We start from the raw sequence: 19,833 nt of genomic DNA, 5'->3' as shown, positions 1-19,833 counted from the left end.
GTCCCATGCAACCCCACCCCCGGACCCCCGAGTTGACGATGCATCAGGAACGCGGAGCGGGTATCGGGGCGCGCCGCGCCCCGCACCGCTGGGTCGGCGCGTTGCGCCTCCCTTCTCCCGCGTTCCTGATGCATCGTCAACTCGGGGGTCCGGGGGTGGGGTTGCATGGGACTGATCGTCGGCGCTGCGCGCCGACGCGGCGATCGAAGTGTCCTCGGCCTGGCCGACAAGGCGGGCCGGCCTTGGCCTGCGGAGGCGGATTGGCGGGTGGTCGCTTCGGACGCGGGCGCTTCGCGCCGATCGCCCGGGACCCCCTCCCCGCGTCGACTTCGGGCGGATGCGGCGCACCCAAGTTTGCAACCTAGGAACTGCCATCATGTGCGGCATGGATAAGCGAGGAACGGCCGCGGTGACGGCGAAAGTGCCGTTCGGCACGAGGGTGCTGCTGAAGGCCGAGCTGGAGTGGCAGCGCGAGCACAGGAAGGAGCTGGCGGCTGATGAGCGGTGGAGCGTGAAGGGGCTGAGCCGGCGGGATGCCGCGGCGATGCGCGCCGCGTGGCGCACCGAGCTGGCCCGGCTCCGCGAGGAGGGCGAACTCCTCGACAGCGTCGACCGGTTGGCGGTGCTCGGGATCCGGGAGGAGCTGCGGGCCCGCGGGTGGGAGCGGCGGTGGCCGACGGTGCCGGAGGAGGCGCTGGACCCGGGGCGGTGGCCGGGATCGAGGGGCGGGGCGTATCCCGAGGCGGTGCCGCTGCGGCTGTCGGCCCCGCTGGCCCGCCAGGTCCGCGGGGCCTGCTGGCACACGTCGGCGAAGGCGATCGGGGCGCTCAGGGACTGGCGGGACGCCAACCCGGGCATCGTGCCGGGGCGCAGCGGTGAGCTGGAGGAGTACGAGCGGTTGGCAGCGCAGGTGACGACGGTGGGTGATGTGTGGCGGGGTGGTCTGCGGCGTGGCCTGGAGGCGGCGAAGGACATGCGAGAGCGGTTTGCAAACTAAGACTTAGCAGGTCAGCGGCCTAGTGATGGTTGCATGATGGGTCGTCAGGGTCTACCCTCGCCGTTCAAGGACGGCAACGCTGGGTTGCCGTCAGGTCGCTGTGGAGGTGGCGGGATGACGGGGCAGCAGGCAGGTGGGCAGCAGGGTGGGGAGGCGCGCTGGAAGGCGTCGTACAGCTGGTGGGGTGCGGTGCCGGGCGGGTTGCTGGCGTCGCGGACCCAGTTGGCGAACGCGGATCTGCCGAGGGAGCCGGGTGGTCCGGTGCGGTCATGGGTGCGGTGCCGGGACTGGCGGGGGAAGCGGGACGAGGTGGCCCTGTACGCGGTCGCGGAGTCGGTGCCCACGAAGGCGACGGGTGGTCAGCTGGCGTCGGCGGCGGCTCGGCGTACGGCGGTGGTGCGGTGCTGCGAGGAGTGCGGGGCCATCTCGCAGCACCCGCTGACCGAGCGGGACGGCCAACCCCTGTGCCTGATGTGCCACCGGGTCGCCCGGGTGCGGGAGCGGCAGGAGGAGCTGGCCAGGGCCCGGGAAGGGCATGCGCGGTGGGCGGCTGGGCTGCTGGCGGACGAGGCGAGCGCGCTGGTGTGGGTGACCGTGGTGGAGGCGCCGTTGACGGAGTCGGGGCGGCGCCGGCCGCCGCTGGCGGCCCGGGTCCACGCGGTCGACGGCCGGGGCAGGCGCCTGGTGGATGTGCTGGTGCGCCTGGCCGGGCCGCGTGCGGCCGGTGTACCCGAGGGCGCCATGGAGCCCGCCGAGGGGGCGGAGAAGGTGCAGAAGGCGCTGTCCGGCCGCCGCAGGGTGGTCTGGGACCGCGAGGCGTGGCGAGGTGTCCTGGAGCGGCTGGAGAAGCTCGGCTGCCCGGTCGAGCTGGCGACGCCGGGCGCGGGGCGGACCGGGCCCGCGACGGTGTTCCGTGGGGACCTGCCGTCGCGGGTGCGGGAGTGGAGAGGTGACCTGGACCCGGCCACGATGGAGCTGCGGCCGTCCTGGTCGCCGGGCTCGGCGGACCGGTTGTGGTTCCTGCTGACGCAGATGGCGGTTACGGCGGCCTGATGAGCTGACAGCAGTGGGGCTCCTGGCTATGCCGGGGGCCCCACTGTTTTGGCGCAGTCACGGGGTCCCGAGATCGGGTAGGACCGGTACTGGGTCCCCCTCCCCGCGTCGTCCCGGGCATGGCGGACTGGGCCGTTGCCGGGTGGTGTCTAGAGGCCGAGGAATCGGCGGGTGATGAAGCCCGGCTTCTTCTCCGGCTCGGGCGGCGGGATCAGGGCCGCCTGGCGCCGGTACTCGGCCAGGTGGTCGGCGGCCTGGGCGGTGTGCTGGTCCCGCTGCTTGGCGGCCTTGGCGGCCCGCTCGGGGTCGGAGTACCAGCGGCCGGGACGGCTGTAGACGTCGACAGTCATCTGCGCCGCCCGGGCCTCCCCGTCGTGCGCGGCGTAGGCGTCCCGGGCGGTCTCGGCGCGGGCCGGGGCCATCTGGGCGGCGTACTGCTCCTCCGGGGTCGGCGGAAGCTTGCGGCCGAACAAAGCCATGGTGTCTCTCCTCTACTTCGTCGCTAGCGGGTGGTGGGGTGCCAGGCCTGGTACTGCTGGCGCACGTAGCCGCGGAGGTTGTCGGTCACGACCTGGTCGTGCGCGGTCAGCTTGAGGGCGGCGAGGTGGGCGGCGGTCTCCACGCGGGGGTCGCGGTCGCCGATCCGGAGGGACTCCCGGTCGGACATCGCCGCACGGCGGAGCAGGAACTCGCGCTTTTCGCTGGCCGGGGCGGTGGCGAATCGGCGGGTGGCCCAGACGATGTGCTGGCGCTCGTCCTCGATGCCGGGTGCGGTGGCGTAGGCGACCTGCGGGGTGGGGAACGGGCCGGTCACCGTCGTGGGCAAGGTGGTGGTCGGCTTCGCGGTGGTGACGGGGCCGAGGAGCCGGTACGGGCTGACGAGGATGTCGGTGCTCTCCCCGGCATCGAGGAGTTCGAGCAGCTCGGTGTCGCCGCTGCCGGTGGTCTCCCAGGTGAGGTCGTTGTCGTCGGGGTCGAGGTCCATCTGATCGCAGTAGGACTGCGTGATCAGGTGCTGGGCGGTGTCCTTGTCGGTGTAGAGGGCGCTGGGGGCGCCGCTGTCGTTGCCGCTCCACGCGACCCAGATGGCCGGCTGGCTGGTGGTCATGGGGTCCTCTCTTTCTGTTCCGGGACTGCGCAATGCCGTGATGCCGGGGGCGATGGTGTGCGTCAGGACGGGTGCGGTCCGGCAATCCGCACGTCGGTGAAGCCCTCGTCGCGGAGCCGGGGGATGGCCAGCTGCGTCTGCTGGTGCTGCCAGCGCAGGACGTCGAGGGGGACACGGCGGCTGCCCTCGCGCCGGGCATTGCGGGCCTCGCAGGTCTCCAGCGGGGTCGAGAAGACGACGGCCACCACGCTCCGGCCGTACCGGTGGGCGCGCTCGATCAGGCGGGCCCTGATCGCGGCCTCACAGTTCGTGCTGTCCAGCAGGATAGTCAGGCCGCGGCGCAGCCGGGCGTCGAGCAGCAGGTCCTGGAGCTGGACGGCCTCGGCCGTGCTGGCCTGGTCGCCGGCGTCGTCGGAGATCTGCTCGCGCAGGGTGTCGAGGCTGATCACCCAGGGGCGGGGGAAGGTGGCGGCGAAGCGGGACTTGCCGGAGCCGGCCGGGCCGATGGCGGTGATGAGGGTGCCGGTGGGGAAGAGGGCGAGGGCCTGGCGCTGCTCGTGGTCGGCGGCGTCCTTGAGGGAGGCCCGTTTGTCAGTGTAGTAGTCCATGCCGACGCGGCAGCCCTGGGCGGAGCAGCGCCAGCCGAAGGTCTCCTTGCGCGGGTTGGTGACGGTGGCGGGGGTGAGGTTCTCGTGCTGGTAGGTGATGTGGGCGGTCGGCGCGGTGATGGTCATCGGTGTGTCCGTTCGTCGGCGAGGGGTTCCGGGACTGCGTAGTCCCGGAACTGCGGGGCGGGTGAGGCGGCCCGGACTTCTTCCCCGCGTCCCGGGGTTGCGGGAGGGCTGGTTGCCGCAGCGCCCGCCGCGTGGTGGCGGCCGGGCGCTGCGGTGGGGGTCAGGGCAGGTGCGGGGCGATCAGGGTGCGGGCTCGGTCGACGTGCTTGGCTGCAGTGCCCTCGACGGTGCCGGCGGCGTCGTCAAGGTATTCGCTGGCGGTCTGCACGTCGTCCAGCTCGGACTCGGTGAGCGAGGTGGCGAGGGTGCCGAGCAGCTCGCCGAGGGCGCCCAGGATGCTGCGGTCGCGGTCGGCGTGGTCGTGGATCAGGCGCAGGGCCTCGGCGTGCGGGGCGAGGTCGGCGCTGTCGGTGGCGGCGGCGCGCAGCCGGTCGAGGCCCATGAGGACGATGGCTGCGGCGGTGCGCATCTCCTCGAACGGGTCGGGCTGGCGGGTGCTGGGCATGAGGTTCCTTCCTGGTCGGGGCGCGGACGGGCTGGATCAGGAGTCGGCGCCGTCGCGGTGGGCCTTGCCGTCGAGGCCGGCGGTGACCGTGTTGGCGGTCGGGGTGCCGTTCCACCCGCAGGTGCAGCGGGCGATGACCATGTCCTCGCGGCCGGGGAAGTCGTAGACGTTGGTGTCGTGCGCGGCGGCGGGCAGCTCGGTCTCCGGGGCCACGTCGGAGGCCTTCGGCGGGACTGCGGGCTGTCCGTCGGCGGTCGGGTACATCTGCTCGCGGGGGGTGTGCTGGACCAGCCAGGTGCGGTAGTGGGAGCCCTGGCCGGAGGCGACGCGCTTGTGGCGCTCGCGGACGGTGGTGAAGTGGGTGCCGAGTTCCTCGCCGATCTCGCGCCAGGACAGGCGGGCCTCGCCGTCCGGTCCGGCCTCGCGGGCGTAGAGCACCAGCTCTTCCTCGATCGCGGTCAGGCGGGTCATCAGGCGCCTGACGTCGCGCAGCCGGTGCTGGAGCGCGCCTTTGTCGACCTCGGTGCCGCTGTGGAGGTCGTTGACGGTGGCGAGGATGGTGTCGGCCTCGTCGGCGATCACCCAGGTGGTGTGGCCGCCGCGGAAGCGCAGGGTGTAGGTGGTGAGGCCGTCGGGCCAGTAGGCGGTGGGGCCGCTGACCGAGCTGGGCACGAGGCCGGGCCGGGAGGGGGTGAGCGTCTCCTCGGCACGGGGGCGGTCGATGCGGGTCATGGTGGGCTGTGCCTTTCTGGGGGTGGGCCCGGGGCTGGTGGGTCCCGGGCCGGGGTGAGGGGTGGTCAGCGGGCGCCGCCGGCGGCGATGGCGGCGGCGAAGGTCTCCCAGCCGTGGTGCCATGCCTGGTCGAGGGCGTAGGCGCCGTTCATGCCGAAGTCCGTGAGGGCGTAGAACTTGGCCTTCCCGGTTGTTGAACGACTCTCAAGATGCCGACGAGAGCGGCGGTTTGGGGGCATGATGTGCGCCGATCAGATTCGGAGCATGTCCGGGAGGGCCCCAGGTTCGTTTGGGGCGGCACCTTGCCGACGAAGGGCATGCGAAGGCCCTCCCGGTTGTCTTTTGGCGGAGTCGCCCGGGAGGGCCGTGTAGCGCGCGGAGGCGCTGTGCTCACGGTAGGGGCGAACGCGGTTGAGGTCGAGGGGCGACTTGCCAACTCTGAGTTGGCGTGCCCGGATTGCGGGGATTTGCTGGCTCCTTGGGGGTGGGCCCGGTCACGGGTCCTGCGGACCGGGTCGGGGCGGGTGGAGGTGCGGCCGAGGCGGACTCGGTGCGTGGGCTGCGGCGTCTCGCATGTCCTTCTTCCGGTGTTCGTGCTGGTCAGGAGGGCGGATCTGGCGGAGGTGATCGGGGCCGCGCTGGCGGCGAAGGCGGCCGGGGCCGGGGCGAGGGTGATCGCCCAGGTGATCGGGCGGCCGGTGGAGACGGTCCGCGGCTGGTTGCGGCGCTTCGCCGGCCAGGCCGAGGAGGTCCGGGTCGCCTTCACGGTGCTGCTGGTGGACACCGGCCTCGATCCGGTGCCGCCGGCGGCCGCGGCGACGCCGTTCGCGGACGCGGTCGCGGCGGTGTTCGGGGCGCGTTCGGCGGTCGCCTCGCGCTGGCCGGACGTCGGCGAGGTGTCGCCCTGGTGGCTGGCCTGCGCGGTCACCGGCGGGAGGCTGCTGGCCCCTTCCCGTCCTTGATCAACGATCAACACGAGCCGCCCCTGATGTTCGAGCGGCGGGTCCTGCGAGCCTTCGCAGGACCTGTCATGTGATGACCCATCAGGAAGCGCGCGTTGACGAACACCGACACTGACCAGGCAACACGCGCGGAACGGGCGATGCAGATCGGCCTGTTCCGCTACATGCTGATCCGGGAGGCAGCCGATCCGACCCTGACCGGCCGCCAGCGCGGCGCGCTGGTGCGCGCTCTCGCCGGCGTCCCGCACACCGACCCCGAGGGACGGACCGTCTGGATCACCCGCTGGACGCTGGACCGGTGGATATCGGAGTGGCGCCGGGGCGGCTTCGACGCCCTGGTCCCCTCCACCCGCCAGTCCCAGCCCCGCACCCCGCCCGAGGTGTTCGAGGTCGCCCGGGCCTTGAAGAAGGAGAACCCGTCCCGGTCGGCCGCGCAGATCCGCCGGATCCTGTCGGCCCAGCACGGCTGGGCGCCGGACGAGCGCACGATCCAGCGGATGTTCGTCCGCGAGGGCCTGACCAGCCTGAAGGCCCCGAAGGAGCCGGCCGTCTTCGGCCGGTTCGAGGCCGACCGGCCGAACGAGATCTGGACCGGCGACGCCCTGCACGGGCCCAGGATCGGCGGCCGCAAGACCTACCTGTTCGCGTTCGTCGACGACCACTCCCGGGCCGTCGTCGGGCACCGCTGGGGCTTCGCGGAGGACACCGTCCGCCTGGCCGCGGCGCTTCGTCCGGCGCTGGCCGCGCGCGGCGTCCCCGAGTACGTCTACGTCGACAACGGCTCGGCGTTCGTGGACTCCTGGCTGCTCAAGGCATGCGCGAAGCTCGGGATCAAGCTGGTGCACTCCGCGCCGGGACGACCGCAGGGCCGGGGCAAGATCGAACGGTTCTTCCGCACCGTCAACGGCGAGTTCACCGTCGAGATCGCCTCCGGCGACGGCGAGCCAGGCCGCGAGCTGCGGGACCTGGCGGAGATGAACCGCCTGTTCACGGCCTGGGTCGAGAACGTCTACCACCGCCGCGTCCACTCCGAGACCGCCATGGCCCCCCTCGCCCGGTGGATGGCCGGCGCCCCGTTCCCGGTCCCGGCCCCGGCCGACCTCGCGGAAGCCTTCCGCTGGTCCGAGCACCGCACCGTCTCCAAGACCGGCCTGGTCTCGCTGCACGGCAACCGCTACCAGGTCGACCCGGTCCTGGTCGGGCGCCGCATCGAGCTGGTCTTCGACCCGTTCGACCTGACCTTCCTGCGGGTGCGCTCCGAGGGCCTGGACGCGGGCACCGCGCTGCCGTTCCAGATCAGCCGCCACTCCCACCCCAAGGCCCGCCCCGAGGTCCCCGCGGAGGAGCCGAAGCCGACCACCGGCATCGACTACCTCGGCCTGATCGACACCCGGCACTCGGCCGAACTCGCCGACAAGGTCAACTACGCCGCGTTCGGCTGGGCGACCGCCCCGCCGGTCATCGACCTCGCGGCCGACCCCGAATAGCCCCTTGACCAGCCACTTCATCCACTGAGGATCAGCGTGATCGAGAAACTGCAGGCCCACTACGGCTTCAGCAAGACCCCGTTCGGCCGCGACCTTGCCCCCGGCATGCTCCATCGGCACGCCTCCCACAACGAGGCGGTCGCCCGCATCAGCTGGTGCGTCACCGAGCGGTCCATCGGCGTGGTGACCGGCGAGGTCGGCGCCGGCAAGACCGTCTCCGTCCGCACCGCGCTGGCCGGCCTCGACCCGTCGAAGTTCACGATCATCTACCTGCCGAACCCGATGATCGGCGTCCGCGGCATCCACGAGGAGATCGTCAACGCCTTCGGCCAGACCCCCGCCCACCTCGGCTCGCGCCTGATGGTCCAGGCCACCAAGGCCCTGATGTCCGAACGCGAGGAGCGCGGACGCACCCCGGTCCTCGTCCTGGACGAGGCCCACCTGCTGGCCTACGAGGCCCTGGAGGCGGTGAGGATGCTCACCAACCACGGCATGGACCAGGAGTCGCCCCTGTCCTGCCTGCTGGTCGGCCAGCCGACCCTCCGCCGGACCATGAAGCTCGCGGTCCTGGCCGCTCTCGAACAACGCACTGCCCTCCGTTACACGATGCCTGGGATGACCTCCAGCGAGACGGCCAGCTCCATCTCCCATCACCTGAAGCTCGTCGGGCGCCCGGACCAGCTGTTCACCGAGGACGCCGTCTCCTTGATCCACACCACCTCGCGCGGCTTCCCGCGGGCGGTCAACAACCTGTCGCTCCAGTCGCTCGTCGCCGCGTTCGCGGCCGGCAAGAGCCTCGTCGACGAGGCATCGGCCCGCTCAGCGGTCAGCGAGGTGATCGACTGACCGACCGGCACCTTGCCGACGAACGACGACACTTCGCGACGAACACCCCGCCGGAACCCCTCCCGGCGGGGTGTTCTCACCTCACGACGTCGGCATCGTGAACGCCCGCTTCATGGGGATTTTCAGCGTCGGGCAACACCACGATGACCGCGAGCGCCGGGACGGAACGGGTGACAGTGACGTAGGGCAGGCCGTAGGTGAGGGCGTGAGCCCAGGCTGGCCACCAGCGCTTCGTCTTCTCGGCGGCCATCCAGTCGGACTGCAGCAGGTAGTCGCCCGCGAGGTGGGCGAGGAGGACACCGAGGACGGTCAGAGCGGTCACGGCTGGTCTCCGAGGATCTGGTGGGCGACAGCGAGGGCGTGGTGGTCGCGGTGGTCGTCGAGCCAGGCAGTCTGCTCGGCGGGGGTGGTGTAGACGCGGGCGGCGGCCATCTCGTTGGCGCGTTCGCGGGCGGCAGCGGCCTTCAACCACTCGGCGAGGGCCTCGGCCAGGCGGCCGTCGTCGATCGGCATGTAGGGGCTGAGAAGGTGCTCGGCGGCGGCGAGGGTCTGTTCGGGGGTCACGACTGCGGCTCCTCGGGGATGGCGAGATCGGGTTCGTGGTCGCCGAGGGCGGCGCCGCGGCAGAGGATGAGGGTGAGCGCGAGGGACACGGCGGCGGTCAGGGCGGCGAGGACGTAGTCGACGGCGCTCACTCGGCGGCCTCCAGGTGGGCGCGGATGTGCCCGGCGATCTCGGCGAGCCCGCCGGGCGGCGACCACTTACCGTCGGCGTGGGCGAGGACTTCACGCAGCAGGTTGTCGGCTTCCAGCCCGCGCATCAGAGTGGGCCGGATGGCGCGCACCGCGGTCTGGGCGAGGGTGTGGTGGTCGGCGTCGGGGCGCTCTCGGCGGAGCGCGGCGAGGGCGGGCATGACGTGGTGTTGGCGGAGGTGTCGGATCTGGTCGGGTTCGCCGCAGGTCCAGCACGACGGGCCGGTACACAGGTGGCTGCGGACGGTGGGCTGCTGCATGTCGGGCTCCGGGGTGGGGGCCGCCGCGCGGGCCGGCGGCCGGGGACGGGCGGACGGTCAGAACTGGTTGAGGCGGGCGCGGACCCACGCGGCGTCGGCGTCGGAGACGTGCTCACCGGCCGGACGCTGGACGACGATGGTCATCGGGTAGGAGCCGGGCGCCGCGTCGGGCCTGGGCTGGAGGACGTGGGCGCCCCAGGTGCCGGACGCGGAGGGGCGGTGGCCGTCGGGGCAGCGGGGGCAGCCGTCGGTGTAGCCACTGGTGGCGTTGGGGTTGGTGTCGAGGCCGTCGGGGACGGTCATGATCGGTTCGACGGCCCAGATGATGCGGGTCGCGCCGCCGTGGCCGTTGATGGCGATGACGTCGTCGATGCTGTTCCAGTGGACGGTGGAGGGTCGGGGGCCGGTCCAGCGGAGGGTGACGGTGCCGTCGGGCCACTGGACGCCGTGGGCGACGGTGCCGGTGCCGCTGATGCCGGTGATGTCGTGGTCGCGCTGGAGGGTGAAGACGCGGGTCGGGTTGGTCACGGTGTGCTCCGGGTGGTTGGGCCGCCCCGGGTGGGGCGGCCGGGTGGTCAGGTGGTCGGCCGGGCGGCGGCCTTGGCGCACTGGCGCTGGACGCAGGTGGCCGACGGGAGCGGGCACTCTGCGGCCGGGGCGGGGCTGAGCTGGCAGCAGCCGTCGTAGGTGTGCTGCTCGCTGCATGCCGGGCCGCACTGGAACGCGGGGCAGGTGTTCGGGTACGGGCAGGGGCCGAGGTTGCCGTGGTGGTAGAGGGCTTGGTGTGCGGCGTCGGCTGTGGCGTCCCGTGCGCTTTCGGCCACGGCCAGGTCGCCGCGGAGCCGGGCGTTCTCGTCCTGGGCGGCGGTGAGCTGTTCGCGGAGCTGGTTGGCGTCGGACTCGGCCCGGGTGGCGGCGGCGAGCGTGGAGCGCCTGAGTGCCTCGGCGCGTTGCAGGGCGTCGCGGTGGAGGGCGAGCTGCCCGCGGAGGGCGGCCAGCTCGGCCAGCTCGGGCTGCAGCGCGGCGGTAAGGCGGGCTGCCAACTCGCGCTGGGTGATGCGCTCGTCGTGGTCGCGAATGCCCGTTCTGGTCCCGAGCCACGTCATGGCGTCCATGCCCTGTAGCGCGTCGGCCAGCCGCTGGTGGAGTTCGGGCTGCTCGGGCGCGGCCTGCTCGTACTCGCCCGGGTAGCCGAGGGCAACGAGCGCGGCGTTGACGCCCCGCCAGATCATGGCGTTGCGCTCGACCACGTCGGGCCGGTGGCTCTCGCGGGGCAGGGTGCGGATGTAGGCGAAGACGGCGTCCCAGGCGGGCTTGCGCGGGTCGGTGGCCTGCTGCTCGGGCTGGGTGCTCATCGCAGGTACTCGCCTTCGACGTAGGGGACGTGGACGGGGTGGCCGTCGTCGGCCGGGTAGCGGCAGAGCCAGTCCTCGGCGAGGCACAGAACGCTGCTGTGGGGCGGTCCGGCGTCGCGCAGGTCGGGGCGTCGGGTGAGGTTGGCGGCGGCCTTCGCGCGGGCGGCGAGTGCGGACCGGTCGGCCTGCTGCTCGGGCGCGCTCACCGGGCGGCCGCCGGGGCCCGCTCGATCGACCAGACGTCGCACATGTCCAGCACGAGCCGGTCGCCGAAGTACGCCACCGTCCGCTCGCCGCCGCGGTGCTGCTGGATCGTCAGCCCGTCGATCACCGTGGACAGCGGCATCGTCGCGTCGGCCGGGGCCGGGGCGTAGTGCGGCTTCGCGAAGTACAGGCCGCGGTCGTCGGTCTCCTGGAGCACCGTCCACAGGTTGTCGGCGGTCAGGGGCCGGGAGGTCCAGCGGGGTAGGTACTCCAGCTCCCAGGTCGGGTGGAACGGCAGGGCGTGCTTCTCGCCGTCGAGGCGGATGCGGACGTACGGCCCGCGGAAGCTGGTGATGGTGCCGTACTGGCGTCCCTTGGCAGGGTCGCCGGCGTAGGCGACGCGTCCGCCGCGCTTGGCGGGGACGTGGTAGGTGGCGCGCACCCACTCGGCGCTGGTGGTCATGTCTCAGCCCTTCTGGCCGGTGCGGGTGATGGCGTTGAGGATCTGCTCGCGGGTAGCGGCGATGAGCTGGCCGTCGTTCGCGGTCGACAGCTTCTCGACCCGGGCCCGGGCCTCGGCGAGCGCCTCGTCGCGGGTCTGCTCCCAGTGCGCGGACAACAGGGCGTCGAGGAGGCCGATCGCGTCGTCGGCGGGATCGGTGGGGAGCGCGTTCTGGAGGACGTGTGTCAGCTCGTCGTAGTGGCGCTGTGCCTCGGGGGCGAAGGTGGCCATGGTGGTCTCCTGGTCTGGTGTGGTCAGGCGGCGGTGGCGAGGGTGGTGCCGGTGTGGCGGTAGCGCTGGTCGGCGGCGGCGTTCGCGGCTCGGCAGGCGGGGCAGGTTTCGCCGGCGGCGAGGTGGCGGCGGTAGGCGGCACGGGACGGGCAGGGCTGCGGGTGGCGGGGCTGTCGGGGGCCGGGGTGGGTCCATTGGCGGATGGTGGTGGGGGCGACGCCGAGGCGGCGGGCGATAGCGGTGCAGGTGATGCCGGTGTCGCGAAGGAGTTGGGCGGCGTAGTGCTGTTCGTCGCGGGTGAGGGCGGGGAGGGGGTGGTGGCCGTGGAGGACGAGGTTGATGGCGACGGGGTCGATGTCGAGGGGGCCGGGGGCGGTGTCCATGGCGGGGCTCCTGGCGGGTGTCGGTGGTGGTGCGGCCGCGTGGGGTGCGCGGCCGCGGGAGGGTGTCAGGCGGCGTCGGTGAAGCAGCCGCAGCCGCCCCAGTCGTCGAAGTCGAGCAGCGAGGGCTGGGTGTGGCGGGCGGTTTCGGCGCGGCGCCGGAGCTCGGCGAGGGTCAGGGGCTTGGTGGTGCCGCCGGTGCGGTCGCGCAGGATGCTGACGTCCTTGCCGAGCTTGGCGCGCATCCGCTCCTCGAACGCCTCGGCCTTGGCGTACCGGTCGGGGAAGACCTCGCGCAGGCGCAGCCACTGGGCCTGGCCGCCCTTGACGCAGGCGCCGCCGCAGTTGTTGTGCTCGAAGCCGAGACGGTAGAGGCGGGGCCGGCGGATGCCGAGCGCCTCCAGTTCGGCGAGCAGGGCCTGCTTGTCGAGGTAGGGCGGCCGGGTGAGTGGGGCCTGGACGGTCCAGGGGTGCCAGCCGTTGGTGATGGCGGGCAGGCGGTGGGTCTCGGTCCAGTCGATGCCGACGTACAGGACGGTGTCGGCAGGGTCGGTGTTGTCGGCCAGCCAGGCGCGGCAGGGGTCTTGCTTGAGGGCGTGGGAGCACTGGGCGATGCGGGTGTTGCCGACCCAGCTCTTGTCCTCGAACACCTGCCAGGGGTCGCGCTTGCGGGGGTCGGTGACGACGGTGAGCGGTACGCCGAGCTGGGTGCTGGCCTCGTGGTTGAAGCGGTGGAGGTCGTCGTCTTCGGCGTGGGTGTCGGCGAACAGGAGGGTGGTGCTGGCCGTGCCGTGCTGGTTGATGACGTGGCGGGCGGTGGCCCAGCTGGTGATGCCGCCGGACCACATGACGACGTGGCGGGTGGTCATTGGATACTCCGTGGGGTATGTGGCGGGTGGTGGGCGTGGCCTGGCGGGTGTGTGGTGGTGTGTCAGCGGTCGCCGCGGACCGGGGCGGGGGCGAGGTGGGTGAGGATGTGGCGGGCGCCGTCGGGGTCGGTTTGGAGGAGTCGGGCGGCGTGGGCGGCTTCGGTGCGGATCTGCCGGTTCTCGGCGGCACGGTCGGCGAGCTGGGCTTGCAGCCGGTCGTGTTCGGCTTCCAGGTCCCGGATGCGGGCGATCAGCTTGCCCATGTCGGTGTGGGCGTTGAGGACGAACTCGCGGTCGGCATCGGCCTGGTCGCCCACGCCGAAGTCGAGGGTGCCGATGCCGTGCTCGTAGCCGGAGGATTCGGCGGCGACGAAGTCCGGGCCGTAGCGGGGCTGGAGGTACCAGGTGCCGGAGGTGGCGTTGTCGTGGCGGGCCTGGATGGCGTCGATGTCGGGGGTCGGGGCGGGCTGGGTGTCGGTCATCGCGGGTCTCCGGGGGTGGTGGCCGTCAGGCGGCGGGCTGGTCCTGCGCGAGGTTGCCGGGGAAGACGCCGACCTCGAAGCGGTGCTCGTTCGGGCAGGTCACGTACATGCGGGGCCCGGTGAGGCCGTACAGGGTCTCGACTTCGAAGTCGTTCATGCCGGGGTCGTCGCAGTCGGGGTGCGGGCAGACGATCAACGCGGGCTCCTCGGGTGGTTGGTGGCCTGGGGCGGCGGCACGGGGCAGCACCGCCCCAGGCGGTCGGTGGGGTTAGGAGATGGCGGGTCCGTCGCCGCAGCAGCCCCAGTGGACGATCCGGCCGGTGAGGCCGTGGCCGTACTCGCCGACCCCTGGGCACTTGGTGGCACGCTCCTCGCGTCGGAGTTCGGCTTCCTCGCGGGCGAGAGCGGCGTTGTCGGTGGCGTCGAACATGGCGTTCAACTCGGCGGACGTGAGCGGACGGTCCATCGGGCGCTCCTAGGCGGCGGTGGTGTGCGGCGTGTAGGCGGTGAGGAGCTGGCGCTCCAGGTGGCAGGGAGCTACTCCCAGCCCTCGTGGTAGTGGTCGATGCGGCAGTCGGTGCACAGCGGGCGCTGGCAGATCCGGCAGCGGGTGGTGGCCGGGGTGTGGTCACAGCGCCAGCAGGGTTCGGGATCGCCGGGCCCCGCGGCCCCGGAACTGGCCGGGGCCGCGACGGGCAGGCCGGTCAGCCACGGGTCGTCGGCCATCGAGTCACCTCCGCCCAGATCGCAGCAGCGACGGTCCCGGTCTTGTGCGCGTGCTCGGTGCCCGCCCACCGCGTGGGCCCGAAGGCTCGGCCGTTGCGCTCGGACCAGTAATCGACGCACGCCGGGGAGGTGGCGGTCTGGCTGTATCGCACGTCCGAGACGACGTAGCGCTTGCCCTTGACGGTGATGATGCGGCGGCCGTCGGTGGTGGTCTCCGGTTGCTCCTCAGCCTGCTTGGCGGTCAGCGTCTCGATCTCCTCCGGGGTGGCCGGGCGGATGTCGACGGTGCCCCGGCTGTCGCGGTAGTGGAGGGTCGCACCGTGGCGGGAGGTGGACATGCTGGGGACGTCCTTGCGCAGGGGACCGTTGCTGGCGGAGTTCACTTCGTCGATGGCTTCCTGGCTGGTGATCAGGGTCGGGACGCCGTTCTCGGTGCGGATGTGGGTGAGGTTCATGGGTGCTCCTCGGCGGTCGCCTGGTGGTGTCAGCGGCCGCGGAAAGGCCGTGGGAGAACACTAACCCTTAACGTATTGCATCTGCAATACGTTAAGGGTTAGTGGCTTACCCCGCCGCGCCCGGCCGCCTCGTGGTGTCAGCCGGTTGAGGTGGCGATGCGGCACCCGGCACGCCGCAGCAGTTCCTGGACCTCGACCTGGTCGAGGCCGGTGACGGTGGCGAGTTCGGCGGGGCTGCGGGTCCAGTCCGCCAGAGGCGCGATGAGTGCGGCACCGCGGCGGGCGGCGGCCTCGCTGGGGGCGTGGCCGATGACGAGGCCGCTGTGGTGGACGATGCGCCAGGGGTGGGTCGGGTCGGGCCAGCGGTGGACGAGGATGCCGGGCGCCACGGTGTCGGCGTCGACGGTGACCGGGGTCGCGGCGGCGTGCGGGAGATGGAGGGTGGTGGCGGTCATCGGCGTGGCTCCAGAAGGCTGGTGGGCGGCTCGTCCGCGCCGGCTTGGGCGGCGGGGCTGTGGCCGGTGCAGAGCCAGCCCGCGGGGTAGAGGCGGGCGGGCAGATGGCAGTGGCGGCCGTCGGCGGGCAGCCACTGCCCGCAACGGGCGCTGCGCGGGGCCGGGGCGCCGAGACGGCGCGCGGGCGCGGCGGAGGCGGCAGGGGCGGGCTGGGCCCGGGCGGTGGGCGGGGCGGGACGGGTGGTGGTCACGGTGGCGCCCTTCGGGCGGGCCCGCGCCGGGCGAACCGGTGCCGAGCGGGCTGGCGGTGCGCGGCGCAGCAGCCGGACGGCGGCGGGTGGCTGGCGGTGGTACGGGTCAGAGGCCGAGCGCGGCGTAGGCGGCGCGGTGCGCGGCGCGGGTGAGGGCGTCGTCGAGGTGGCTGCCGGTCAGGCAGTGCGGGATGCCGCAGGCGACGGTGACGTGTCCTTGGGGTTCGCGGCCGTAGTGGGCGGCGAAGACGAGGCGGGGCGGCATCAGGCAGCGGCCTCGCCAGGGCAGCATCAGGGTGCCGTCGCTCTTGACGGGCCCGGTCCACTGGGTGTGGTCGCCCTCGAGCGGCCGGGTCAGGGCGGCGAGCTTCTCCTCGACGGTGGCGTACCGGGCCCCGGGGCTGGCCTGAGGCCGCCCGGCGGCGCTGTCGGCGAGGTGGGCCGGTGCGACGCAGTGCGCTCTGCCGCAGGCGGGGACAGCGCGGCCGACCGGGTCGGTGCCGTGTTCGATGCGGTAGGCGATGCGGGCGGCGGTGTACCTCTCGCCGGAGTAGCGCATCACGGGGGTGCCGCTGTGGTGGCAGCTGCCGGTCCATTCCAGGTGGCCGTTGTCGACCGGGCGGGTGCGGGCTTTCCATGCCTCTTCGAGGGTGAGCGGTTGCGTGCGGGCGGGGGCGGCCGGGTGGCCGGTGGTGTTGCGGATCCGGCGGACGGTGTCCCTGCCGAGGGGCAGGGCGCGGACGATGTCGGCGGTGGTGGCGCCGGATGCGGCCATCTCGATGACGGCGGCCTTGTCGTGGGCGGTGGGCACGGGTTCCTCCTCGACGTGGTCGGCAGGCGGGGTGTGGCGGTCCGGGGCACCGCGGTGTGGGTGCGGCGGGCCGGTGGGGCTGCTCCGGTGGCCGGGGCCGGCGGCTTGCGGCGGGCGGTGTCGCCTTCCGGCCGGGCCCGTGGGTGGGGTGATGGAAGGTCAGGCGGCGCGGCGGCGGGCGGGGGAGAGGGATTCCTCGAGGCGGCGGCGGTTGAGGGAGGCCTGTTCGGGGGTGATCTCGCCCTTGGCGGGGTCCCAGTCGCGGACGGTACCGGTGGGGATCTCCTCGTCCAGGAGGCGCTGTCGCGGATCGGTGGACTTGCGGCTGGAGGGGACGCCGAGGCCGAGCATGAGGTAGGCGAGGACGGGGTCGACGGCGGCCGCGTTGCGCAGGCCGAGGTCGAGGAGGTGGTGGGGGGCGACGCAGCGGGTGTCGTCGCAGGAGGTGGTGACGCCGCCGACCGGCTGGCGGCCGTGGTGCTCCTGGAAGAAGAGGTCGCGGGCAAGGTAGCGGTAGCCGCGCAGGTGGAGGACGGGGGTGGTGCCGTCGTAGGGGCCGGTCCACACGAGGTGGGTGCCGGGGATGGGGCGGGTGCGGGTGTAGAGGGTCTCCGCGTGGAGGGTGATGGCGGCGGAGGAGGTGGTGGTCATGACCGGTGTCCGTTCGGGGTGAGTTGGCGGGTGGGGTCGAAGGCGTTCAGGTAGGGGGCGGGGACGCGGGTGAGGTCGGTGATGACGAGGACGAGCTGGGTGCCGGGGGTGGGGGCGCCGAGGCGGGGGTCGGGGCCCAGGAGGCGGGTGGAGTTGTCGTCGGGCAGCACTCCGGCGTCGATGAGCCCGTCCACGGCCGCCTTGGCCGCCGGGGCCCAGTTGCCGGGGTCGCGGCGGCGGCGCGGGCCGTCGGGGCGGACGATGTAGAAGACGTGGGCGCGCTGGAGCGCGGGGACGCAGGCGACCCCGGCAGCGACGCGGGCGGCCTCGCGCAGGGCGCTGATCAGCTTGGCCTTCTGCATCCGGTGCAGACGCTGGTTGGCGTTCAGCAGCTCGAGCCCGGGCGGGAGTTCGACGTAGAAACGCAGCGGGCCGGGCGACCCTGCCGTGTCGGCCCCGTCTGCCCCGGCCCCGTCTGCCGCGGTGCCCTCCGCGGCGGCGCCGGCCCCGGCAGGCACCGCGGGCTCGTCGACGGCGGGGCCGTCCGGACCGGCCGGGTGCGGCTCAGGCACGGGCGGGGCGGGGGTCGTCGTGCGCGGTGGAGCGCAGGAGGTCCGCGGCGCCGGGCTGCAGCAGGGTGCGCCGGTTGGTGGTGCCGGGGGTGTGGATGACCGCGGTGCGGCCGTGCTGGTGGATGAGGGCGGTGACGCGGGCGGCGAGGTCGATGGGGGTGGTGCCGAGTTCGGCGGCCAGGTCCGCGAGGGCGATCGGCGGCGGGACGGGGACGGGGTCGGGGGTGGTCATGTCCGGGCTCCTGTTCTGCGGGGCTGGTGCCGGTCGGGCGCACGGGTGGTCTTCACCGCGCGCCCGACCGGGCTCAAGGGGGATGTGCTGTCCGGCCCGGGGCGCAGGGGCACCCGGGGGCCCGGCTGCGGGCCGGTGGGGTACGGGTTCCACCATAGAACCCAACGTATTGCAGATGCAATACGTTAAGTGGGTCTGGGCATGCGAAAGGGCCCGCCCCGCCGAAACGGAACGGGCCCTGCGCTGATACGGCCCCCGGCCGCCGAGAGAAAGCACGCGGCGGCCGGACGGGCCGTCAGGCCACGACGGCCTGCTGCCGGGAGAGCACGAAATCGCGATGGACCTCGAGCGCGTCCGAGCGGGAGACCAGCCAGCCGCGCTGGCCCGGCACCATCCACGCCCTCTTGCCCGCCCGCTCGAAGTGCCGCTGCAGCGCCCGGCGGTCGACCGGGTACGGCGTGCGCTTCATCTCCTCGGCGAACTGGGCCCAGGTGACCAGGTCCCGCGGGGGCTGCTGGTCGACCTCGCCCGGGGCGGCCGGGGAGGCGACCGGTTTCGGGGAAGGACTGCGGGGGCCGACGGCGCTGTCGGCCGGCTGACGAGCTTTCATGTGCGGGTCCTGTCGGCAGGTCCGGCGCGGCAAGGGGACCGGCCGGTGAGGGTTCGCTGGGTGGCAGGTCGACGGGATCGGGGGTGGGCGGCCGGCTGCCCTGACGCGGCCGGCCGGGCCCGGGCTCAGGCCGCCCGGGCGGCGCTGCGGACGTGGTGCTCGGCGATGCGGCGCAGGCTCCAGGTGCGGTAGGAGTCGTCCTCCGCGCAGTGCAGGTTCGCGCAGGCGGCCCGCCAGCCGCCGAGCGGACCGCGGGCGGGGACCAGGCTCCAGCACTCGCAGCCGGGGCAGGACACCGCGGCCACAGCCCGCACCCCCGCCCCGGTGGCCAGCGCCGCCTTGAGCTCCTCGACGACCTGGAGCACCTGCAGTTCGAAGGCGGCCTCGCCACCGGCACGGTCGGCGATCTCGACCGCCTTCGTGTACACGTTGCCGATCTGCCCCATCGCACCGGCGCCGCCGTGGTGCTCGATGTACTCGGTGAGCTCCTGCTCGTGGTCCTGGGCGAGGGAGTACAGGCCCAGGTCGTACGGGGAGGCACCGCCGGTGCGCGTCGGGCGCCGGTCGGGCAGTTCGCTCTGCCGTCTGCGCAGCGCACCATCGGTCAGGCCCGCTTCAGCGGAGAGGACTTGGAGGATCCCGTACGTGCGCGCGCTCATCTGCTTCCCGCTTGCCCTCGGCGCCCAGGGGGCGCACAGGGTGGTGCACAGGGAGCGCGCCCGGAGCTGAAGTGGATGGGGTGGCCCACATCATGGCACGCAGCAGCACAGACAGTCAGGTACCAGACGCAACACCGGACCGTCTCGCTACAGTTGTTACCCCGCCGTTACCGCGCGCGGTGCGGAACCCGCCGCAACCCGCCCGCCCGCCGCTGCCGCTGGCGGGCCTGCGCTCAGCACTCCTCCGCGGTCTCCCGCAGCGCGTCCACCGTCGCCGCAGTACCGCGCAGGTCCGCGACCAGGTTCGCCATCAGCCTCGCGCCGACCTCGTCCAGGCCCTCGTCCGCCCCGGACTCCCGCAGCCTGCGAGCACCGATCACCATGCGCTCCATCAAGTCGGCGACGCCGGCCAGCGCAGCGCGCACCACCGGGTCGTCCAGGCTCGCCCCGTGCTTCGCCAGCGCTGCCTGCCAGGCCTCGGCGGCGGCGATCTCCTCGTCCGTAGGCCGTCCCGCAGCCAGCGGGGCGCATGGCTCCTGGCGGCGCTGGGCGGCGCGGCGGGAAGCGAAATCGATGACGTCGGCGACGGGTGCGGCGTGCTCATCGCCGAACGCGTGCGGCGCAGAGGCGGGCATGGCGTGTCTCCGCTCGTCCGGCTCGGGAGGGGGGCGCTACAGAGCGTCGGCGGTGCCGGTATCCGTCGGGCTCTGGTGATCAGATTGCCGTGCCGTGCTGCTGGGGGCCAGCGTTTGCCCGACCAACCCGCGTGTGTGGGCGTATCGTGGCTGGGCTCTGCCGATCCGTGACCGAAAGCACACCGGGCCGGGGTCGGATGATGTGCTGGTCGGCCAGCGCACGGTGAGGCGTGCTGGTCGGTGAAGGCCCCCTCCACAGCCCCGCAGGGCCGTGACCAGTGGAACCGCACGATCACAGTCCCGCCTGGTGCGGCGAT

The 19,833-nt window shown here is 73.2% G+C and carries 35 protein-coding genes; 5 read left to right on the top strand and 30 right to left on the bottom strand.

All coding sequences use genetic code 11. The annotated features are described in order from the left end of the window. The first annotated feature begins 385 nt into the window (after positions 1-385). Together ACWEO5_RS03050 and ACWEO5_RS03045 are read left to right on the top strand one after the other, a co-directional pair. Positions 386-997: a hypothetical protein gene (locus ACWEO5_RS03050; protein WP_452159608.1), complete on the top strand. Its 612-nt coding sequence runs from the start codon at positions 386-388 to the stop codon at positions 995-997. A 309-nt stretch (positions 998-1,306) separates the two neighbouring features. Beyond that, positions 1,307-2,050, top strand: coding sequence for a hypothetical protein (locus tag ACWEO5_RS03045; RefSeq protein ID WP_452159606.1), 744 nt, complete (start codon positions 1,307-1,309; stop codon positions 2,048-2,050). A gap of 149 nt (positions 2,051-2,199) precedes the next feature. Here ACWEO5_RS03045 and ACWEO5_RS03040 read toward each other — a convergent pair whose 3' ends face one another. From ACWEO5_RS03040 to ACWEO5_RS03020, 5 genes are all read right to left on the bottom strand, one after another. Continuing rightward, the gene (locus tag ACWEO5_RS03040; protein ID WP_452159604.1) at positions 2,200-2,529 is read right to left on the bottom strand and encodes a hypothetical protein; all 330 of its coding nucleotides are present in this window, start codon (positions 2,527-2,529) and stop codon (positions 2,200-2,202) included. 23 nt (positions 2,530-2,552) lie between these two features. Continuing rightward, entirely contained in the window at positions 2,553-3,158 is a 606-nt protein-coding gene (locus tag ACWEO5_RS03035) for a hypothetical protein (RefSeq protein ID WP_452159602.1), read from the bottom strand. Positions 3,159-3,220: 62 nt separating this feature from the next. Next, on the bottom strand, positions 3,221-3,892 hold the full coding sequence (locus tag ACWEO5_RS03030; RefSeq protein ID WP_452159600.1) for an AAA family ATPase: 672 nt from the start codon (positions 3,890-3,892) through the stop codon (positions 3,221-3,223). Positions 3,893-4,052: 160 nt separating this feature from the next. Next, positions 4,053-4,397 carry a hypothetical protein gene (locus ACWEO5_RS03025; RefSeq protein WP_452159598.1) on the bottom strand — a complete coding sequence of 115 codons (345 nt, stop codon included), beginning with the start codon at positions 4,395-4,397 and terminating at the stop codon, positions 4,053-4,055. Between the two features lie 36 nt (positions 4,398-4,433). Further along, positions 4,434-5,129, bottom strand: a complete 696-nt coding sequence (locus tag ACWEO5_RS03020) for an AsnC family protein (protein ID WP_452159596.1) — start codon at positions 5,127-5,129, stop codon at positions 4,434-4,436. A gap of 587 nt (positions 5,130-5,716) precedes the next feature. On the opposite strand from ACWEO5_RS03020, the gene ACWEO5_RS03015 reads away from it, so the two are divergent. The 3 genes from ACWEO5_RS03015 (at position 5,717) to ACWEO5_RS03005 (ending at position 8,424) form a co-directional block, all read left to right on the top strand. Further along, positions 5,717-6,091, top strand: a complete 375-nt coding sequence (locus ACWEO5_RS03015) for a hypothetical protein (RefSeq protein ID WP_452159314.1) — start codon at positions 5,717-5,719, stop codon at positions 6,089-6,091. 95 nt (positions 6,092-6,186) lie between these two features. After that, positions 6,187-7,578: a DDE-type integrase/transposase/recombinase gene (locus ACWEO5_RS03010; RefSeq protein WP_452159312.1), complete on the top strand. Its 1,392-nt coding sequence runs from the start codon at positions 6,187-6,189 to the stop codon at positions 7,576-7,578. Positions 7,579-7,614: 36 nt separating this feature from the next. After that, a complete protein-coding gene (locus ACWEO5_RS03005; RefSeq protein ID WP_452159594.1) occupies positions 7,615-8,424 on the top strand; it encodes an ExeA family protein in 810 nt (269 codons plus the stop codon). A gap of 76 nt (positions 8,425-8,500) precedes the next feature. Here ACWEO5_RS03005 and ACWEO5_RS03000 read toward each other — a convergent pair whose 3' ends face one another. The 25 genes from ACWEO5_RS03000 to ACWEO5_RS02880 form a co-directional block, all read right to left on the bottom strand. Next, on the bottom strand, positions 8,501-8,746 hold the full coding sequence (locus tag ACWEO5_RS03000) for a DUF3307 domain-containing protein (RefSeq protein ID WP_452159592.1): 246 nt from the start codon (positions 8,744-8,746) through the stop codon (positions 8,501-8,503). Next, a complete protein-coding gene (locus ACWEO5_RS02995; RefSeq protein WP_452159590.1) occupies positions 8,743-8,988 on the bottom strand; it encodes a hypothetical protein in 246 nt (81 codons plus the stop codon). Before ACWEO5_RS02995 ends, ACWEO5_RS03000 begins: the two co-directional genes overlap by 4 nt. Then, the gene (locus ACWEO5_RS02990) at positions 8,985-9,119 is read right to left on the bottom strand and encodes a hypothetical protein (protein WP_452159588.1); all 135 of its coding nucleotides are present in this window, start codon (positions 9,117-9,119) and stop codon (positions 8,985-8,987) included. The genes ACWEO5_RS02995 and ACWEO5_RS02990 overlap by 4 nt, the downstream gene beginning before the upstream one ends. Further along, positions 9,116-9,436: a hypothetical protein gene (locus ACWEO5_RS02985; RefSeq protein WP_452159586.1), complete on the bottom strand. Its 321-nt coding sequence runs from the start codon at positions 9,434-9,436 to the stop codon at positions 9,116-9,118. The genes ACWEO5_RS02990 and ACWEO5_RS02985 overlap by 4 nt, the downstream gene beginning before the upstream one ends. Positions 9,437-9,493: 57 nt before the next feature. Continuing rightward, the gene (locus ACWEO5_RS02980) at positions 9,494-9,964 is read right to left on the bottom strand and encodes a hypothetical protein (protein ID WP_452159584.1); all 471 of its coding nucleotides are present in this window, start codon (positions 9,962-9,964) and stop codon (positions 9,494-9,496) included. 47 nt (positions 9,965-10,011) lie between these two features. Beyond that, the gene (locus ACWEO5_RS02975) at positions 10,012-10,791 is read right to left on the bottom strand and encodes a hypothetical protein (protein ID WP_452159582.1); all 780 of its coding nucleotides are present in this window, start codon (positions 10,789-10,791) and stop codon (positions 10,012-10,014) included. Next, positions 10,788-10,997 (bottom strand): hypothetical protein, encoded by a 210-nt coding sequence (locus ACWEO5_RS02970; RefSeq protein ID WP_452159580.1) that lies wholly within the window; start codon positions 10,995-10,997, stop codon positions 10,788-10,790. Before ACWEO5_RS02970 ends, ACWEO5_RS02975 begins: the two co-directional genes overlap by 4 nt. Further along, positions 10,994-11,458: a hypothetical protein gene (locus ACWEO5_RS02965; RefSeq protein ID WP_452159578.1), complete on the bottom strand. Its 465-nt coding sequence runs from the start codon at positions 11,456-11,458 to the stop codon at positions 10,994-10,996. The genes ACWEO5_RS02970 and ACWEO5_RS02965 overlap by 4 nt, the downstream gene beginning before the upstream one ends. A gap of 3 nt (positions 11,459-11,461) precedes the next feature. Continuing rightward, complete coding sequence (locus ACWEO5_RS02960; RefSeq protein ID WP_452159576.1) at positions 11,462-11,728, bottom strand: hypothetical protein; 267 nt, start codon at positions 11,726-11,728, stop codon at positions 11,462-11,464. A 23-nt stretch (positions 11,729-11,751) separates the two neighbouring features. Then, complete coding sequence (locus tag ACWEO5_RS02955; RefSeq protein WP_452159575.1) at positions 11,752-12,111, bottom strand: helix-turn-helix domain-containing protein; 360 nt, start codon at positions 12,109-12,111, stop codon at positions 11,752-11,754. Positions 12,112-12,176: 65 nt separating this feature from the next. Next, positions 12,177-12,977: a hypothetical protein gene (locus ACWEO5_RS02950; RefSeq protein ID WP_452159573.1), complete on the bottom strand. Its 801-nt coding sequence runs from the start codon at positions 12,975-12,977 to the stop codon at positions 12,177-12,179. 62 nt (positions 12,978-13,039) lie between these two features. Then, on the bottom strand, positions 13,040-13,459 hold the full coding sequence (locus ACWEO5_RS02945; RefSeq protein ID WP_452159571.1) for a hypothetical protein: 420 nt from the start codon (positions 13,457-13,459) through the stop codon (positions 13,040-13,042). Positions 13,460-13,484: 25 nt separating this feature from the next. After that, the gene (locus tag ACWEO5_RS02940; RefSeq protein WP_452159569.1) at positions 13,485-13,655 is read right to left on the bottom strand and encodes a hypothetical protein; all 171 of its coding nucleotides are present in this window, start codon (positions 13,653-13,655) and stop codon (positions 13,485-13,487) included. 72 nt (positions 13,656-13,727) lie between these two features. Further along, positions 13,728-13,925 carry a hypothetical protein gene (locus ACWEO5_RS02935; RefSeq protein WP_452159567.1) on the bottom strand — a complete coding sequence of 66 codons (198 nt, stop codon included), beginning with the start codon at positions 13,923-13,925 and terminating at the stop codon, positions 13,728-13,730. Positions 13,926-13,996: 71 nt separating this feature from the next. Further along, positions 13,997-14,185: a hypothetical protein gene (locus ACWEO5_RS02930; protein WP_452159565.1), complete on the bottom strand. Its 189-nt coding sequence runs from the start codon at positions 14,183-14,185 to the stop codon at positions 13,997-13,999. Then, positions 14,164-14,640: a hypothetical protein gene (locus ACWEO5_RS02925; RefSeq protein WP_452159563.1), complete on the bottom strand. Its 477-nt coding sequence runs from the start codon at positions 14,638-14,640 to the stop codon at positions 14,164-14,166. The genes ACWEO5_RS02930 and ACWEO5_RS02925 overlap by 22 nt, the downstream gene beginning before the upstream one ends. Before the next feature lie 137 nt (positions 14,641-14,777). Then, positions 14,778-15,095 (bottom strand): hypothetical protein, encoded by a 318-nt coding sequence (locus ACWEO5_RS02920; RefSeq protein WP_452159561.1) that lies wholly within the window; start codon positions 15,093-15,095, stop codon positions 14,778-14,780. Further along, positions 15,092-15,346, bottom strand: coding sequence for a hypothetical protein (locus tag ACWEO5_RS02915; RefSeq protein ID WP_452159560.1), 255 nt, complete (start codon positions 15,344-15,346; stop codon positions 15,092-15,094). The genes ACWEO5_RS02920 and ACWEO5_RS02915 overlap by 4 nt, the downstream gene beginning before the upstream one ends. 106 nt (positions 15,347-15,452) lie before the next feature. Further along, complete coding sequence (locus ACWEO5_RS02910) at positions 15,453-16,157, bottom strand: hypothetical protein (RefSeq protein ID WP_452159558.1); 705 nt, start codon at positions 16,155-16,157, stop codon at positions 15,453-15,455. Positions 16,158-16,316: 159 nt separating this feature from the next. Further along, the gene (locus ACWEO5_RS02905; RefSeq protein ID WP_452159556.1) at positions 16,317-16,808 is read right to left on the bottom strand and encodes a hypothetical protein; all 492 of its coding nucleotides are present in this window, start codon (positions 16,806-16,808) and stop codon (positions 16,317-16,319) included. After that, positions 16,805-17,380, bottom strand: a complete 576-nt coding sequence (locus ACWEO5_RS02900; protein WP_452159554.1) for a hypothetical protein — start codon at positions 17,378-17,380, stop codon at positions 16,805-16,807. The genes ACWEO5_RS02905 and ACWEO5_RS02900 overlap by 4 nt, the downstream gene beginning before the upstream one ends. Further along, positions 17,373-17,612 (bottom strand): hypothetical protein, encoded by a 240-nt coding sequence (locus ACWEO5_RS02895; protein WP_452159552.1) that lies wholly within the window; start codon positions 17,610-17,612, stop codon positions 17,373-17,375. The genes ACWEO5_RS02900 and ACWEO5_RS02895 overlap by 8 nt, the downstream gene beginning before the upstream one ends. Before the next feature lie 295 nt (positions 17,613-17,907). Next, positions 17,908-18,222 (bottom strand): hypothetical protein, encoded by a 315-nt coding sequence (locus ACWEO5_RS02890; RefSeq protein WP_452159550.1) that lies wholly within the window; start codon positions 18,220-18,222, stop codon positions 17,908-17,910. Positions 18,223-18,347: 125 nt separating this feature from the next. After that, the gene (locus ACWEO5_RS02885) at positions 18,348-18,881 is read right to left on the bottom strand and encodes a hypothetical protein (RefSeq protein ID WP_452159548.1); all 534 of its coding nucleotides are present in this window, start codon (positions 18,879-18,881) and stop codon (positions 18,348-18,350) included. 233 nt (positions 18,882-19,114) lie between these two features. Beyond that, positions 19,115-19,516: a hypothetical protein gene (locus tag ACWEO5_RS02880; RefSeq protein WP_452159546.1), complete on the bottom strand. Its 402-nt coding sequence runs from the start codon at positions 19,514-19,516 to the stop codon at positions 19,115-19,117. Positions 19,517-19,833 lie beyond the last annotated feature (317 nt).

It is taken from the genome of Kitasatospora sp. NPDC004272, assembly GCF_053603035.1.
The sequence above is the reverse complement of the archived record's forward strand: the minus strand, read 5'-3'. Positions and strand labels throughout refer to the sequence as shown.